16 protein-coding genes are annotated in these 15,250 nt (G+C 63.0%); 3 read left to right on the plus strand and 13 right to left on the minus strand.

The annotated features are described in order from the left end of the window. Window positions 1–11: 11 nt before the first annotated feature. The 7 genes from pdxJ to lepA form a co-directional block, all read right to left on the minus strand. A complete protein-coding gene (pdxJ, locus tag MF6396_RS13645; protein WP_054914771.1) occupies window positions 12–755 on the minus strand; it encodes a pyridoxine 5'-phosphate synthase in 744 nt (247 codons plus the stop codon). 44 nt (window positions 756–799) lie between these two features. Next, window positions 800–1,483 carry a DNA repair protein RecO gene (gene recO / locus MF6396_RS13650; RefSeq protein ID WP_043862023.1) on the minus strand — a complete coding sequence of 228 codons (684 nt, stop codon included), beginning with the start codon at window positions 1,481–1,483 and terminating at the stop codon, window positions 800–802. A 57-nt stretch (window positions 1,484–1,540) separates the two neighbouring features. After that, window positions 1,541–2,443: a GTPase Era gene (gene era / locus MF6396_RS13655; RefSeq protein ID WP_043862024.1), complete on the minus strand. Its 903-nt coding sequence runs from the start codon at window positions 2,441–2,443 to the stop codon at window positions 1,541–1,543. Then, window positions 2,436–3,125, minus strand: a complete 690-nt coding sequence (rnc, locus tag MF6396_RS13660) for a ribonuclease III (RefSeq protein ID WP_043862025.1) — start codon at window positions 3,123–3,125, stop codon at window positions 2,436–2,438. Before rnc ends, era begins: the two co-directional genes overlap by 8 nt. Further along, window positions 3,122–3,262: a hypothetical protein gene (locus tag MF6396_RS28675; RefSeq protein ID WP_156326207.1), complete on the minus strand. Its 141-nt coding sequence runs from the start codon at window positions 3,260–3,262 to the stop codon at window positions 3,122–3,124. The genes rnc and MF6396_RS28675 overlap by 4 nt, the downstream gene beginning before the upstream one ends. Window positions 3,263–3,358: 96 nt before the next feature. Then, on the minus strand, window positions 3,359–4,213 hold the full coding sequence (gene lepB, locus MF6396_RS13670) for a signal peptidase I (protein ID WP_043862027.1): 855 nt from the start codon (window positions 4,211–4,213) through the stop codon (window positions 3,359–3,361). A 5-nt stretch (window positions 4,214–4,218) separates the two neighbouring features. Then, window positions 4,219–6,018: a translation elongation factor 4 gene (lepA, locus tag MF6396_RS13675; RefSeq protein ID WP_078480602.1), complete on the minus strand. Its 1,800-nt coding sequence runs from the start codon at window positions 6,016–6,018 to the stop codon at window positions 4,219–4,221. A gap of 178 nt (window positions 6,019–6,196) precedes the next feature. Between lepA and MF6396_RS13680 the strand changes: the two genes are divergently transcribed. Next, complete coding sequence (locus MF6396_RS13680) at window positions 6,197–7,480, plus strand: delta-60 repeat domain-containing protein (protein ID WP_161493035.1); 1,284 nt, start codon at window positions 6,197–6,199, stop codon at window positions 7,478–7,480. 71 nt (window positions 7,481–7,551) lie between these two features. Here the strand turns inward: MF6396_RS13680 and MF6396_RS13685 are convergent, their stop codons facing one another. The 4 genes from MF6396_RS13685 to rpoE all read right to left on the minus strand — a co-directional run bounded on the left by MF6396_RS13685 (window position 7,552) and on the right by rpoE (window position 11,416). After that, window positions 7,552–8,931 (minus strand): DegQ family serine endoprotease, encoded by a 1,380-nt coding sequence (locus tag MF6396_RS13685; protein ID WP_370409179.1) that lies wholly within the window; start codon window positions 8,929–8,931, stop codon window positions 7,552–7,554. A gap of 300 nt (window positions 8,932–9,231) precedes the next feature. After that, window positions 9,232–10,197 carry a MucB/RseB C-terminal domain-containing protein gene (locus MF6396_RS13690; protein WP_078480605.1) on the minus strand — a complete coding sequence of 322 codons (966 nt, stop codon included), beginning with the start codon at window positions 10,195–10,197 and terminating at the stop codon, window positions 9,232–9,234. Window positions 10,198–10,209: 12 nt separating this feature from the next. Next, window positions 10,210–10,803: a sigma-E factor negative regulatory protein gene (locus MF6396_RS13695; RefSeq protein ID WP_043862032.1), complete on the minus strand. Its 594-nt coding sequence runs from the start codon at window positions 10,801–10,803 to the stop codon at window positions 10,210–10,212. A 31-nt stretch (window positions 10,804–10,834) separates the two neighbouring features. Then, complete coding sequence (gene rpoE / locus MF6396_RS13700; RefSeq protein ID WP_010220971.1) at window positions 10,835–11,416, minus strand: RNA polymerase sigma factor RpoE; 582 nt, start codon at window positions 11,414–11,416, stop codon at window positions 10,835–10,837. A 449-nt stretch (window positions 11,417–11,865) separates the two neighbouring features. Here rpoE and nadB point away from each other — a divergent pair, with 449 nt between their 5' ends. Beyond that, a complete protein-coding gene (gene nadB, locus MF6396_RS13705) occupies window positions 11,866–13,482 on the plus strand; it encodes an L-aspartate oxidase (RefSeq protein WP_054914774.1) in 1,617 nt (538 codons plus the stop codon). Here nadB and MF6396_RS13710 read toward each other — a convergent pair. Together MF6396_RS13710 and MF6396_RS13715 are read right to left on the minus strand one after the other, a co-directional pair. After that, the gene (locus tag MF6396_RS13710) at window positions 13,451–13,903 is read right to left on the minus strand and encodes a protein YgfX (protein ID WP_078480606.1); all 453 of its coding nucleotides are present in this window, start codon (window positions 13,901–13,903) and stop codon (window positions 13,451–13,453) included. The genes nadB and MF6396_RS13710 overlap by 32 nt on opposite strands. Beyond that, a complete protein-coding gene (locus tag MF6396_RS13715) occupies window positions 13,887–14,144 on the minus strand; it encodes an FAD assembly factor SdhE (protein ID WP_043862035.1) in 258 nt (85 codons plus the stop codon). Before MF6396_RS13715 ends, MF6396_RS13710 begins: the two co-directional genes overlap by 17 nt. 134 nt (window positions 14,145–14,278) lie before the next feature. Here MF6396_RS13715 and ygfZ point away from each other — a divergent pair, with 134 nt between their 5' ends. Further along, window positions 14,279–15,220 carry a CAF17-like 4Fe-4S cluster assembly/insertion protein YgfZ gene (gene ygfZ, locus MF6396_RS13720; protein ID WP_078480608.1) on the plus strand — a complete coding sequence of 314 codons (942 nt, stop codon included), beginning with the start codon at window positions 14,279–14,281 and terminating at the stop codon, window positions 15,218–15,220. Window positions 15,221–15,250 lie beyond the last annotated feature (30 nt).

A 15,250-nucleotide genomic window follows, 5' to 3' on the forward strand; every position in this document is an offset into this window, starting at 1 on the left:
TCACGACGCATTCAGCGGTTGCTGGCTGCCAGAATCAGCTGTTTCATCTCGCTGACCGCACCCTTGAAGCCCACGAACAACGCATGGGCCACCAGCGCATGGCCGATGTTCAGTTCGTTGATGCCCTTGATCGCCGCCACCGGCTCGACGTTGTGGTAGTGCAGGCCATGCCCGGCATTCACGATCAGCCCCTGGGCCAGGCCGAAGGCCACGCCATCGGCCACGCGCTGGAGCTCTTCGGCCACCTCGGCCGGGGTCTGCGCATCGGCGTAACGCCCGGTGTGCAGTTCGATCGCCGGCGCGCCGACGCGGCGCGAGGCCTCGATCTGGCGCTCGTCGGCATCGATGAACAACGACACCTCCGACCCCAGGCGCGACAGGCGCTCCACCGCCGCCTTGATCCGCGCCTCCTGCCCCGCCACGTCCAGGCCACCTTCGGTGGTCAGTTCCTGGCGTGTCTCGGGCACCAGGCAGATGTGCGCCGGGCGAATGCGCTCGGCAAACTGCATCATCTCTTCGGTGACGCCCATCTCGAAGTTCATGCGCGTCTGCAGCACCTCGCTCAGTACCAGCACGTCACGGTCCTGGATATGCCGGCGGTCTTCGCGCAAGTGCACGGTGATGCCGTCGGCACCCGCCTCTTCGGCGTCCAGCGCGGCCTTGACCGGGTCCGGATATCGCGTGCCACGGGCCTGGCGCAGGGTCGCCACGTGGTCGATGTTCACGCCAAGGAGGATGCGGTTGCTGGTGGTCACGAAGAGACTCTCCTGAAAATTGAGCCTCACAGCATACGTCGTGATCAAGGCTTGCGAAACAGTTCCCGGCTGACCAGCGGGCGCCCGCCCAGGTGCACCGCCAGCGCCTGGCGCATCAGGCGCTTGGCCGCGCCCAGCGCGCCCGGCATCGACCACTCGGCCTCGGCCATGGCCAGCAGGTGCGCGCCACTGAACAAGCCTGGCTGCACCAGGTACACCCGCTCCAGGCCCGCGTCCACCTGCAGGCGGTACAGGCCATCGGCCACCAGCGGATCGCCATTGATGTCGTGCTCAAGCGCAAAGCCATAGCCCAGCTCGTCCAGCAGGCGCCATTCGAAGGCACGCAGCAACGGCTCCAGCGGGCGCCCCGCGCCCAGTGCCTGCAAGGTGGCAGCGTACTGCTCGAACATCACCGGGTGCGGGTCTTCGGCCTGAAGCAGGCGAATCAGCAGCTCATTGAGGTACAGCCCGCTGAACAGCGCGTCGCCGTTGAGCCAGACCGCCACGCCTGCGCTGTCCATGCGACCGACATTCTTGAGCTCGCCGCGCCCATGGAACTGCACCTCCAGCGGCACGAACGGACGCGCCAGGCTGCCGGCCTTGCCGCGCGCACGACGCAGCACGGCGCGCAGGCGCCCCTGGGGGGTAAGGAAGTCGACCAGCGCACTGGTTTCACGGTACGCCCGGCTGTGCAGCACGAAGGCCGGTTGGCCGTCTGGCATGTCCATGATTCAGCGCTTCACGAAGAGGTGGGCCCGACACCGGCCGGTGTCGGGCCAGGGCAATCAAAGGTCGCCGTAGCCCAGCGAACGCAGGGCGCGCTCGTCGTCGGACCAGCCACCCTTGACCTTGACCCACAGGTTCAGCATGACCTTGGCGTCGAACAGCAGCTCCATGTCCTTGCGCGCCTCGGTGCCGATGCGCTTGATGCGCTCGCCCTTGTCGCCAATGATGATCTTCTTCTGGCCGTCACGCTCGACCAGGATCAGTGCATGGATATGCAGCACGTTGCCCTGCTGCTTGAATTCCTCGATCTCGACGGTGATCTGGTACGGCAGCTCGGCGCCGAGCTGGCGCATGATCTTCTCGCGTACCAGTTCGGCAGCCAGGAAGCGGCTGCTGCGGTCGGTGATCTGGTCTTCGGGGAAGAAGTGCTCGTTTTCCGGCAGGTGCTTGGCAATCAGCGCTTCGAGGGCATCGAGGTTGTGCCCGTGCTGCGCCGAGACCGGCACGATCTCGGCGTTGGGCAGTTGCTCCTGCAGCCATTGCAGGTGCGGCATCAGCTCGGCCTTGTCCTCGATGCGGTCGGTCTTGTTGATGGCCAGGATCACCGGGCCCTGCACGTACTGCACGCGCTCGAGCACCAGTTGGTCCTCGTCGGTCCACTTGGTGCGATCGACCACGAAGATCACCACGTCGACGTCTTTCAACGCCGCCGAGGCGGTACGGTTCATGTAGCGGTTGAGCGCCTTCTCGTTGCCCTTGTGCATGCCGGGGGTATCGACGTACACCGCCTGCACATCACCTTCGGTCTTGATCCCGAGCATGTTGTGGCGGGTGGTCTGCGGCTTGCGCGAGGTGATCGCGAGCTTCTGCCCGAGGATGTGGTTGAGCAGCGTCGACTTGCCCACGTTGGGGCGGCCGACGATGGCGACGTAGCCGCAACGGGTAGTGTTCTGTTCAGTCATTGCCATTCTCCACGCCCAGGGCGATCAGTGCTGCGGCGGCCGCGACCTGCTCGGCGATACGCCGGCTCACGCCCTGCCCTCGGCTTTTTTCAGTCAACAGGGTCACTTCGCATTCGACGAAAAACGTCCGGCAATGGGGTTCACCCTGGATATCCACCACTTCGTAGCGGGGCAGTTCGCAGGCCCGCGACTGCAGAAACTCCTGCAGGCGGGTTTTCGGGTCCTTGTTGGTGTCGACCAGGGTCAGGCTCTCGAACTCACCGGCCAGCCATGCCAGCACGCGATCGCGAGCGGTGTGCATGTCCGAGTCCAGGTAGATCGCACCGATCAGCGCCTCGAGGGCATCGGCAAGGATCGACTCGCGCCGGAACCCGCCGCTTTTCAGCTCGCCCGAGCCCAGACGCAGGTACTCGCCCAGGTCGAAACCGCGGGCCAGCACGGCCAGGGTTTCACCCTTGACCAGGCGGGCGCGCAGGCGCGACAGCTGGCCTTCGCGGGCCTGGGGGAAGCGCTCGAACAGGGCCTCGCCGGCGACGAAATTGAGGATCGCATCACCGAGGAACTCCAGCCGTTCGTTGTTGCGGCCGGCAAAGCTGCGATGCGTGAGGGCCAGCAGCATCAGCTCCTGGTTCTTGAAGGTGTAGCCGAGCTGGCGCTCGAGGCGGCTCAAGGAAACGCTCACAGTGTACCCACGCGCTGTTCGTGGTCGATTTTCAGCAGCGGCGCCAGGGCGCCGGGCTCACACAGTTCTGTCCGGCTCGAAGCCGACGGGGTTAACGCGTTGTTCAAATGCAAATCCTGAAAGACGGTTTTGTTCATGCCTGACGTCCGGCCGGGGCGCGTCTTGTGGACGCCCTTGTACAGCCTATGCCAGAAAAGCATTCGGCGCTGTCGAAGGACAGCGCCGTTAGGGTGTTACTTGATCAGGCCAACCCGCGAAAGGCTCGGGAAGTGGCTGAGCTTGGGCTCTGGCCAGCTCATCCAGATGGCGAAGGCCTTGCCGACGATGTTCTTGTCGGGAACCATGCCCAGCAGCTCCTTGGGAATGTTGGGGTCATCCCAGTAGCGACTGTCGTTGGAGTTGTCGCGGTTGTCGCCCATCATGAAGTAGTGCCCGGCAGGCACCACCCACTGCTGGTCCGGCGGCATGCGATAGCGGCTCATCTCCTTGCGGATCAGGTGCTCGGCCTCGCCCAGCTTCTCCTTGTACAGCTCGGCGCTGCCCAGGGTGCCCGGCTCGCTGCCGACCAGTTGCTCGGCAATCGGCTGGCCGTTGACGAACAGACGCTTGTCGCTGGTGTAGCGCACCTGGTCGCCCGGCAGGCCGACCACACGCTTGATGTAGTTGACGTTCGGGTCGCTCGGGTAGCGGAACACCATCACATCGCCGCGCTGCGGGTCACCGACCTCGATGACCTTCTTGTCGATCACCGGCAGGCGGATGCCGTAGGAGAACTTGTTCACCAGGATGAAGTCGCCCACTTCCAGGGTCGGCTTCATCGACCCCGAAGGGATCTGGAACGGCTCGACCAGGAACGAGCGCAGCACCAGCACGATGAACAGCACCGGGAAGAACGATTTGCCGTACTCGACCAGCAACGGCTCCTTGTTCAACTGCTCGACCACCGCCATCTCGGGCTGGCTGACGCTGCCCTGATAGGTGTTGATCGCCGTGCGCCGGCGCGGGGCCAGGAACAGCAGATCGATCAGGGCCAGCAGTCCACACACGGCAACGGCGATGACTAGCAACAGCGGGAAATTTAGTGACATAGGACCTAGCTATCCAACCTGAGCACGGCGAGGAAGGCTTCCTGTGGAATTTCCACGTTGCCCACCTGTTTCATGCGTTTCTTACCGGCTTTCTGCTTTTCCAACAGCTTGCGCTTACGGCTAACGTCGCCACCGTAGCATTTGGCCAGTACGTTCTTTCTGAGCGCCTTGACAGTGGTACGCGCCACAATCTGCCCGCCAATGGCGGCCTGGATTGCCACATCGAACATCTGCCGCGGGATCAGTTCCTTCATCTTCTCGGTCAACGCGCGGCCTTTGTAGTGCGCATTGTCACGGTGCACGATCAATGCCAGGGCATCGACCTTGTCGCCGTTGATCAGTACATCGAGCTTGACCAGGTTGGCCGACTGATACCGGTCGAAATGGTAGTCCAGCGAAGCATAGCCGCGGCTGGTGGATTTGAGGCGGTCGAAGAAGTCCAGTACCACTTCGTTCATCGGCAGGTCGTAGCGCACCTGCACCTGGGAACCGAGGAACTGCATGTCGCGCTGTACGCCACGCTTCTCGATGCACAGGGTGATGACGTTGCCCAGGTGCTCCTGCGGCACGAGGATGGTGGCGGCCACGATCGGCTCGCGGAAGTCTTCCACCGACGACACGTCCGGCAGCTTGGACGGGTTGTCGACGTAGATGGTTTCACCGGTCTTGAGCTTGACCTCGAAGATCACGCTCGGCGCGGTGGTGATCAGGTCCAGGTCGTACTCGCGCTCCAGGCGCTCCTGGATGATCTCCATGTGCAGCATGCCGAGGAAGCCGCAACGGAAGCCGAAGCCCAGTGCGTCGGAGCTTTCGGGCAGGTACTGCAGCGACGAGTCGTTCAGGGTCAGCTTTTGCAGCGCGTCACGAAAATCTTCGAAATCTTCGGAACTGACCGGGAACAGGCCGGCATATACCTGGGGCTGGATACGTTTGAAGCCTGGCAGCACTTCCACGTCGGGCGTGGAGCTGAGGGTCAGGGTGTCACCGACCGGTGCACCGTGAATGTCCTTGATGCTGGCGATGATGAAGCCCACTTCGCCAGCCTTGAGGTCGGCGGTGGCGGTGTGTTTGGGGTTGAACACGCCCACGCTGTCGACCAGGTGCACCTTGCCGGTGGACTTGACCAGAATCTTGTCGCCCTTCTTGACCCGGCCATGGCGCACGCGCACCAGGGACACGACGCCCAGGTAGTTGTCGAACCAGGAGTCGATGATCAGCGCCTGCAGCGGTGCATCGATGTCGCCGGTAGGGGCCGGAATGGTCTGCACCAGGCGCTCGAGCACCTCGTCCACGCGCATGCCGCTCTTGGCACTGCAGGCCACGGCGTCGGTGGCGTCGATGCCGATGATCTTCTCGATCTCGTCCTTGACACGGTCCGGATCGGCCTGGGGCAGGTCCATCTTGTTCAGTACCGGCATGACCTCCAGGCCCTGCTCGATGGCGGTGTAGCAGTTGGCGACCGACTGGGCCTCCACGCCCTGGCCGGCATCGACCACCAGCAGCGCGCCTTCGCAGGCGGCCAGCGAACGGCTGACTTCATAGGTGAAGTCGACGTGGCCGGGGGTGTCGATGAAGTTCAGCTGGTAGGTGATGCCGTCGTTCGCCTTGTAATACAGGGTAACGCTATGGGCTTTGATGGTGATCCCGCGCTCGCGCTCGAGGTCCATGGAGTCAAGTACCTGCGCTTCCATCTCGCGCGCGGTGAGGCCACCGCACATCTGGATGAAACGGTCGGCCAGGGTCGACTTGCCATGGTCAATGTGGGCGATGATGGAGAAATTGCGGATATGACTCAAATCACTCACGGGTCAACACTCAAAAAGGCTGCGGGGCGAACGCCCGCCGAAAAATAGCCGGGAATTGTACCTTATGCAGGGGCCAGCCGCCACGCCCGCCCCTCCAGTTTCATGGTGCCTGATATTTCTGTCAGTAGATGGCCGCGCGCGCAGACCCGAATATAGGGCACCAGACGGAGAAATGGCCATGGCACATGTTCAACCAGCAGTCCCCGGAAGCCCCGATACGAGCTTTGGTGACAACGGCGAGCGCTCCCTACCGCAAATTGCGGACACCGATCGTTTCATCACTGATGTGGCAATACACGATGACACAATCACCGTGTGTGGCCTGACCGGGGACCACGAGCAGTCCCGGTATACCTTGCTTCGCTTCGATGAAAAAGGTGACCTGGACCCGACGTTCGGCAACAAAGGGATAGTGTTCGGAACATTCGACCCGGTGGCCGAATCGGGCGCGGAAGCCATCGTCGTCGATGCCAACGCGAAGATATGGATGCTGGGATGGGTGAACAGCGCCGGCAAGCCCCACAGACTGGTGGTGGCACGTTTCGACGCGCAGGGCGCGCTGGACACCAGCTATGCCTCCCCCCACGGTTACCTTGCCCTGGATCAGGACAACAGCCTTCATCTGAAGCTGCATTCCACGTCACTCCAGCTGCGGGCCGGACACCTGCTCGCCAGTGCTACGCTGGAGTCGGATTGGCTGGCTACCCATGCTTGCGTTTATCGACTGGATCTTGCCGGCAATGCCGGTTTCCCGAGCGGTCAGTTCATCGAGATCACGCACCCTTCCGGGACGGTGCAGATCGCCAATGTCATTGCGCAGGAAAGTACATTTCTCGTTGCCGGAACCTTGCGCAACGGGCCTGAGACCCGAGGCTTCATCGCACGCTTCAGAAACGACGGCACACCCGACCCGTCCTTTGGCGACCGATACGGTTTCAAGCTGTATGAATCCCCGCTGTCGCGCTGGCTGCGCTGGTTGCCGCGCTGGCTCCGCTGGCTTGCTCCGCGTCGAAACGCCAACATCCGCTTCAACACGCTGATTCAACGCTCCGATGGCCACCTGATCGTCGCGGGGAACCTGCCCGGCGAGCGCCCCGAAGACACCAACGCCATGACCTGGCAATTCGATGCCGAAGATGTGAGGGACGCGGCCTATAACCACGGCAACCCGACGGTGCTGACCTTCGACACGCACACCGAAGACGAATGGGAAGCCGCAGCGCTGCACCAGGACGGCAAGCTGGTGGTATTTGGCCTGGGCGGCCAGCGCGTCTACCGTGCCCGCTATACAGCCCATGGCCGACTGGATACTGCCTTTGGCAACCAAGGTGTCGCCTTCCAGGACTACCCCAAGGACAGAAAGATGATCGCCGTCGCAATGACGCCCGCCGCCACACTGCTTGGCTTGAACAGCCGGCATGCATGGAGTTTCTCCGGTCTTCTGGCACGCTTTCGCAACTGACTTCGCGCCCATGAAAAAGCCCGACGCATCGGCGTCGGGCTTTTTCTTACCGCGACCTTCTCGGTCAGGCCTTACTCGGCCAGCTTGAAGGTGATGAAACTGGCACGGCCCTGACGCAGCACGCGCATCGATACCGAACGGTTCTTCGGCAGTTCCTTGGCGATTTCGGTGAAGTTCTTCGCCGACAGGATGGCCTGGTTGTTCAGGTGGCTGATGACGTCACCGGGACGCAGGCCGATCATCGCGGCCGGGCCATCCTGCACTTCCTTGATGACCACGCCGCCCTTGAGCTCCAGAGTCTTTTTCTGCTCTGCGGTCAGGTCGGCTACCGATACGCCCAGGCGGTTGCTGCTGCGCTCGACGCCGCCATTGGCACCGGTGGTCACGTCCTGATCTTCATCGGGCAGTGCACCGATGGTCACGTCCAGGTTCTGGCGCTTGCCGTTGCGGATGATCTCCAGCTTGGCCTTGGCGCCATCTTTCAGGCCACCGACCAGGTGCGGCAGGTCAGCCGACATGACGATAGGCTGACCGTTCATGCTCAGGATCACGTCGCCCACCTGCAGGCCGCCCTTGGCTGCCGGACCATCTTCCAGCACCTGGGCCACCAGCGCGCCGGCCGGTTTGTCCAGGCCGAAGGATTCGGCCAGGTCCTTGTTGACCTCCTGGATCACCACGCCCAGCCAGCCACGGCTGACCTTGCCGTCCTTTTTCAGCTGGTTGGAAACATCCAGTGCAACATCGATCGGGATAGCGAACGACAGGCCCATGAAGCCGCCCGAGCGGGTGAAGATCTGCGAGTTAATGCCGACCACTTCGCCATTCATGTTGAACAGCGGGCCACCGGAGTTACCCGGGTTGATCGCAACGTCGGTCTGGATGAACGGCACGTAGGTGTCGTTGGGCAGGGTGCGGCCCTTGGCGCTGACGATACCCTTGGTCACCGAGTGATCGAAGCCGAACGGCGAACCGATGGCCAGTACCCACTCGCCCACCTTGAGTTTCTCGGAGTCACCCAGCTTGACCGTGGGCAGGTTCTTGCCATCGACCTTCAGCAATGCCACGTCGGTACGCGGGTCGGTGCCGACCAGCTTGGCCTGCAGTTCGCTGCGGTCGGACAGGCGCACGATGATTTCATCGGCATCGGCCACCACGTGGTTGTTGGTGAGGATGTAGCCGTCGGCCGAAATGATGAAGCCCGAACCCAGCGACTGGGCCTCGCGCTGACGATCGCCACGGGGTGAGCGCGGGGCTTGTGGCATGTTGCGCTCGAAGAACTCGCGGAACATCGGCGGCAGGCCTTCGAGGTCTGGCATCTGACCCGCGGCATACTTGCGATCAGGCAGCTTCTGCTTGGTACTGATGTTGACCACCGCCGGCGAGGCCTGCTCGACCAGGGTGGTGAAATCAGGCAGGGCTTCGGCCTGGGCGTTGAGCACCTGCCCGAGCATGAGCACGGCGGCGAACAGCGACAGATAGGATTTCAAGCGAGGTATTGACATACGGCTCCCGTCACAACGAGCGTGGTTAAGCAGTAGGGACCAGCCAACGCACAAAGCCCGGCAACATCCTCGAAAGGCTGCGACCAGGCTCGGTGGATCGGCATTGTTGATGCTGCAACAGCAGTAAAGGCCAGCCCCCGAAAGAACTGACCTATAGATAAATCTGGAGAATTTTGCAAATTCGAAGGCTTACGAATCATGTCAACGCCTTGGCGGCCCATCGATCATCAACGCATTACCTGTGGCTCGTCATTGGCTGGCGTGGGCGTCTTGGGCGCGCATCGACAAGGCGACCCGCTCGGCCGTACCGATGGGGATCTCCCCTACCACGGTGACCACCACATCCCCCTTGGGCGTGGTCAGCCGGCGCGAAACCGCGACCGTCGGGCCAAGCTGGGTACGGGCGTCGATGCCCGAATTGCCTGCAACCGGCTCCAGGAACACCGAGAAGCGTGCCAGGCCATCATCGTACATCAGGCTGCTGACGATGCTCTTGTGCTCCGGATCCTTGCGTACCGCGCTGTTGACCAGCTCGAAGCCCGGTGGCAACCAGTCGGAACGCCATCCCGATGCGGCCTCGGCAACCTGCTGAGTGGCCTGGGCCACCGGCTTGCAGTTGCTGCTGGGCTGCAGTTGGGCATCGTCCGGCACCTTGTCGGTCTCCAACCGGGTGAACTGGAAGCGCTCCAGCAGTTGCTCCTTGTCGTTGAGCAGCAACGACTTGAGAGGCAAACCCGACTGTCGATCCAGGTGCAGCTCGAAGGCATAACGATGCTGATCGCGCGGCCTGAGGGTGATGATCTCGACCTCGCGACCGGCCACCCGGGAGCGCCCTGCCACACTCAGGTCGTACCAGTTCATCAGCTTCAAGGGGTCCAGTACACGGGGCGAAGACTGCGCCGCATTGCCCACTCCGCGGGCCAGGGCGCCGCTCACGCACTGGGTACGTCCATCTACCCGCACAACCTCAAGGGCTGGGCCATCGAGTTGCAACAAGCGTTCACGAACCTTGCCCTCCTGCACCCGATGCCAGATGTCATGGGTGGAAAAGCTGCCGTTACGCTCGTAGACGAAAGTACCCTGATAACTCTGCTGCTGCTCGGCCTTGGCCAGACGGTTGAGCCAGTCTGCGGCATCAGTGGAGGAGTTGGCGGCCAGGGCCGGCACCGACAGACATCCTCCGAGCAAGAGCGGTAGTAGAGTTGGCGCGCGCATGATCCTCCTTACTCAGCGATTTTCCAGGCTGGCCGCACGGGCATAAGGCAGAGCACTTTCAGTCCCTTCCACGGCGGCTTCCTGAGCATGCTGGCGCAGGTAGCCCGGCAGACGTTCGTCCTGCCAGCCGCTTTGACCTTGCAGCACGCCATTGGCCATCGGGCCGGTCGGCTGTTCGGCACTCTCGGTGTAGCCTGCCAGTACTGCCGGGCCTTGCACCTGAGGTACGGTCACGCCTTGCTGCACAGGCTGCTGGGCAGCCAGTTGGGCACCGCTGATGTCGTCCTGGTTGTACAGGCGCACACCTGCCAGTACTGCAACGGTCACCGAAGCTGCAACAGCCAGACGACCCAGGCTGCGCCATGGACCACGGGCAACCTTGACCGGCGTGGCTTCGTCAGCCAGTGCGGCACTGACCGCGGCGGCGATATCCAGTTTTGGCAGCAGCAGTTCCTTGTGCATCGCTGCTCGGGCAACCTGGTAACGCGACCAGGTGGCACGGGTTTCATTGTCGTCGACGGCATTCAATACCCGACGCAACTCCAGTTCGTCCGCTTCGTTATCCATCACCGCGGACAGCGATTCCTGCAAAGCTTCACGACTCATGGCGGTTCCTCTCTTGGCTGTCGCCGCTGTCTCAGGTTTCCTGCAACAACGGCTGCAGGGCTTTATCTATGGCCTCCCGAGCGCGGAAAATTCGAGAGCGCACGGTACCCACCGGACACTGCATGACGCTCGCAATGTCCTCGTAACTCAGACCATCGAATTCACGTAAAGTTAACGCCGTACGCAAATCTTCTGGCAGCTGCTGGATGGTTCGGTGGACGGTGCCCTCGATTTCATCTCGTAACAGCGCGCGCTCTGGTGACTCGAGATCCTTGAGGCCATGATCGCCATCGTAAAATTCCGCATCCTCGGAACTGACATCACTGTCTGGCGGCCGTCGACCGCGGGATACCAGATAGTTTTTCGCCGTGTTGATCGCAATGCGGTACAGCCAGGTATAAAACGCACTGTCGCCACGGAAATTGCCAAGCGCACGGTAAGCCTTGATGAACGCTTCCTGTGCCACATCCTGGGCTTCATGGGTGTCGTGCACAAAACGCACGATCAACCCGAGAATCTTGTGCTGATACTTCAGCACCAACAGATCAAACGCTCGCCTGTCGCCACGCTGCACGCGCTCGACAAGCTGCTGATCCTCTTCCTGGGTTAGCATGAACACTCCTCGGTGGACCTGGAGGAGTGCTGCAGCGGCCATCGTTCAGGCTTGCAACCATAGACTCGGGCTTTTCGCAAAAGTTCTCCCCTCCAAGCAAGTTTCCTGCGGCCCTTGAACGGCTCGCACGAAAAACGCAGCACGGTCACGGCCGGCTGCGTCAATATTCTGGTCTCGTGTACGCAGGCAGAGCCGATATCAGCCCCAGGCCTCCCGTCGCCGCCGCGTCCTGGCATGCAGGCAACCTTCTATGGATAGGCAGGGTTCCAGGAAAGTTCCCACATGCAAGCATCAGGTCGCACCGCACGTCATGGAAATCAGGCCCTCGAGGCTGTTATAAAGGCAACCCAGCCCGTTTCACGATAGTTTCACAATGCCATAAACACCTGACTATTGTGCCGATACCCCCGTCCTTATACTAGTGGTCGCCTCGCTCGGATATCCCTGACATGAGCCAACAATTCCAACATGACGTTCTGGTGATCGGCAGCGGTGCCGCCGGCCTGAGCCTGGCCCTGAACCTGCCGGCGCACCTGCGCATCGCCGTACTGAGCAAAGGCGAGCTGGCCAACGGCTCGACCTTCTGGGCACAGGGCGGTGTTGCCGCCGTGCTCGACGACACCGACACGGTACAGTCCCACGTGGAGGATACGCTCAATGCCGGCGGCGGGCTGTGTCATGAAGACGCGGTGCGCTATACGGTCGAGCACAGCCGCGAGGCGATCCAGTGGCTGATCGACCAGGGCGTGCCGTTTACCCGTGACGAACAGGCCGGCGTCGATGAACGCGGCTTCGAGTTCCACCTGACCCGCGAGGGCGGCCACAGCCACCGGCGCATCATCCACGCGGCCGACGCCACTGGCGCGGCGATTTTCACCACGTTGCTGGAGCAGGCCCGCCAGCGCCCGAACATCGAGCTTCTGGAACAGCGCGTGGCGGTCGACCTGATCACCGAGCGGCGCCTGGGCCAGGCCGGCGAGCGCTGCCTGGGGGCCTATGTGCTCAACCGTGCCAGCGGCGAGGTCGACACCTTTGGCGCCCGCTTCACCGCGCTGGCCACCGGCGGGGCGGCCAAGGTCTACCTCTATACCAGCAACCCGGACGGCGCCTGCGGCGACGGGATCGCCATGGCCTGGCGCGCCGGCTGCCGGGTGGCGAACCTGGAGTTCAACCAGTTCCACCCCACCTGCCTTTACCACCCGCAGGCCAAGAGCTTCCTGATCACAGAAGCACTGCGCGGCGAAGGCGCCCTGCTCAAGCTGCCCAACGGCGAGCGCTTCATGCCGCGCTTCGACCCGCGCGCCGAACTCGCCCCGCGCGACATCGTGGCCCGCGCCATCGACCATGAGATGAAGCGCCTGGGCGTCGACTGCGTGTACCTGGACATCAGCCACAAGCCTGCGGAGTTCGTCAAAAGCCACTTCCCGACCGTGTACGAACGCTGCCTCACCTTCGGTATCGACATCACCACCCAGCCGATCCCGGTGGTACCGGCGGCGCACTACACCTGTGGCGGCGTGATGGTCGACGACCACGGCCAGACCGACGTACCGGGGCTCTATGCCATTGGCGAAACCAGCTTCACCGGCCTGCACGGTGCCAACCGCATGGCCAGCAACTCGCTGCTCGAATGTTTCGTCTACGGCCGCTCGGCGGCAGCCGACATCCTCGCCAGGCTCGACAGCGTGGCCATGCCCCAGGCCCTGCCCTGCTGGGATGCCAGCCAGGTCACCGATTCGGACGAAGATGTGATCATTGCGCACAACTGGGACGAGCTGCGCCGGTTCATGTGGGACTACGTCGGCATCGTGCGCACCAGCAAGCGCCTGCAGCGCGCCCAGCACCGGGTACGTCTGCTGCTGGACGAAATCGACGAGTTCTACAGCAACTACAAGGTCAGCCGCGACCTGATCGAGCTGAGGAACCTTGCCCAGGTAGCGGAGCTGATGATCCGCTCGGCCATGCAGCGCAAGGAAAGCCGGGGCCTGCACTACACCCTGGACTACCCGGACATGCTGCCCGAAGCGCTGGACACTATTCTACGGCCGCCCACCTACGCCGACTGAACTTCAACCGCAAGCGCAGGCGCCGGTGCAGCACCGGTTCCAGCGCATCGGGGGCGATGCACTGGCTCTGGCTGAACAGCCGCCCCGGCCGGCGATAACGCAGCACTACCAGGGCGGGCAAGGCGAGGCTGTCGCGGCGCAGTTGCACCTGCTGCCAGCCCGTGGCCGCGCTGAACAGGTGCCAGCCAGAAGGATCACGGCGCAGGCCGGTGACGGCACGCGGGTGGGTGAGCAGGATATGCCGGGGCACGACCCAGGCTGCGTGTGCCAGGCAAAGCCCCAGGCCAAGCAGGGTCATGTATAGCGAAATGGCCAGCAGGCACAGCGCGACCAGCGCCAGCAACTGGCATGCGAGGTAGGCCGCCAGCAGGGCCCGCGAGCCCTGCCAGCGACACTCGAAGCGGTCACTTGGGCTGGACACGGTCCAGGATCATGCGCACCATGCGCTGCAGCTCAGGGTCGTCGGACTCGCTGCGTTCCATGAACCAGCCGAACATGTCCTGGTCTTCACAGGTCAGCAGCCGGACATAGAGCGCGCGGTCGACGTCGTTCAAGGTGCTGTAGACCTCCTGGGTAAACGGCACCAGCAGCACGTCCAGCTCCAGCATGCCGCGGCGGCTATGCCAGAAGAGCCGGTTGAGTTCAGATTGTTCGACGACCATGGAGCCCTCCTCAAATTGGCCGCCAGTATACAGGCCGAGCCTGTGAACGGCACAAGGCGTTGGTCTAGGTCGGCTACCTATTTTGCCGACAGCACTCTATGATGACCCCCAGTCCTGATTACCTGCGAAGACCCATGGCCGACTCCGCTTTTTTCTGCCCCCTGTCCCACGAGGGCGTCCTCGCCGTCCGCGGCTCTGACGCCGGCAAGTTTCTGCAAGGTCAACTGACCTGCAACATCAATTACCTCGACGAGCACACCTCCAGCCTCGGCGCGCGCTGCATGGTCAAAGGGCGCATGCAGTCGAGCTTTCGCATCGTGCCCCACGCCGACGGCTTCGTGCTGGCAATGACCCACGAACTGCTCGAGCCGCAACTGGCCGACCTGAAGAAGTACGCCGTGTTCTCCAAGGCCAAGCTCACCGACGAGAGCAGTGCCTGGGCGCGCTTCGGCCTGCAGCATGGCGACAAGGCGTTGCAGGCGCTGGGCATCGAGCCGCCGACGCAAGATGGCGCCATCAGCCGGCACGCCCCCCTGTTCGCGATTGCCGTATCGCCGGGCCGCACCGAACTGTGGGTACCGGCCGAACAGGCCGCAGCCGTACGCGAGCAACTGGCCCAGCACCTCGACGAAGGCCCGTTGGACGACTGGCTGCTGGGGCAGATCCGCGCCGGTATCGGCCAGGTGATGGCCCAGACCCGCGAGCTGTTCATCCCGCAGATGATCAACCTGCAGGCCGTGGGGGGCGTCAGCTTCAAGAAAGGTTGCTATACCGGGCAGGAAATCGTCGCGCGCATGCAGTACCTGGGCAAGCTCAAGCGTCGCCTGTATCGCCTGGCCCTGGCCGAGGGTACTGCTCCGGCCCCTGGCACCGAGGTGTTCTCCCCTACCCATGCCTCCTCGGTGGGTGAGGTGGTGCTGGCCGCCACGAGCGCGCAGGGCAGCGAGCTGCTGGCGGTGCTGACTGCCGATGCGGTAGCAGACGACAACCTGCACCTGGGCAGCCCCGAGGGCCCGCGCCTGGAACTGCTGAGCCTGCCTTACGAACTGGACCGCGATCGCGAAATCCAGCGCTGAGCCCACCTGCCCCGCCGCGTGTGGCGGTGG

It is taken from the genome of Pseudomonas sp. MF6396 (assembly GCF_002018915.1).
In the GTDB taxonomy this organism is placed as follows: domain Bacteria; phylum Pseudomonadota; class Gammaproteobacteria; order Pseudomonadales; family Pseudomonadaceae; genus Aquipseudomonas; species Aquipseudomonas palmensis.

What these genes read in the sequence shown, in the direction of transcription:
- recO (WP_043862023.1), bottom strand. Translation starts at nt 1,483, where the DNA reads ATGGACATGCCAGACGGCCAACCGGCCTTCGTGCTGCACAGCCGGGCG.
- era (WP_043862024.1), bottom strand. Translation starts at nt 2,443, where the DNA reads ATGACTGAACAGAACACTACCCGTTGCGGCTACGTCGCCATCGTCGGC.
- MF6396_RS28675 (WP_156326207.1), bottom strand. Translation starts at nt 3,262, where the DNA reads ATGAACAAAACCGTCTTTCAGGATTTGCATTTGAACAACGCGTTAACC.
- lepB (WP_043862027.1), bottom strand. Translation starts at nt 4,213, where the DNA reads ATGTCACTAAATTTCCCGCTGTTGCTAGTCATCGCCGTTGCCGTGTGT.
- MF6396_RS13680 (WP_161493035.1), top strand. Translation starts at nt 6,197, where the DNA reads ATGGCACATGTTCAACCAGCAGTCCCCGGAAGCCCCGATACGAGCTTT.
- MF6396_RS13685 (WP_370409179.1), bottom strand. Translation starts at nt 8,931, where the DNA reads ATGCTCGGGCAGGTGCTCAACGCCCAGGCCGAAGCCCTGCCTGATTTC.
- MF6396_RS13690 (WP_078480605.1), bottom strand. Translation starts at nt 10,197, where the DNA reads ATGCGCGCGCCAACTCTACTACCGCTCTTGCTCGGAGGATGTCTGTCG.
- MF6396_RS13695 (WP_043862032.1), bottom strand. Translation starts at nt 10,803, where the DNA reads ATGAGTCGTGAAGCTTTGCAGGAATCGCTGTCCGCGGTGATGGATAAC.
- rpoE (WP_010220971.1), bottom strand. Translation starts at nt 11,416, where the DNA reads ATGCTAACCCAGGAAGAGGATCAGCAGCTTGTCGAGCGCGTGCAGCGT.
- nadB (WP_054914774.1), top strand. Translation starts at nt 11,866, where the DNA reads ATGAGCCAACAATTCCAACATGACGTTCTGGTGATCGGCAGCGGTGCC.
- MF6396_RS13715 (WP_043862035.1), bottom strand. Translation starts at nt 14,144, where the DNA reads ATGGTCGTCGAACAATCTGAACTCAACCGGCTCTTCTGGCATAGCCGC.
- ygfZ (WP_078480608.1), top strand. Translation starts at nt 14,279, where the DNA reads ATGGCCGACTCCGCTTTTTTCTGCCCCCTGTCCCACGAGGGCGTCCTC.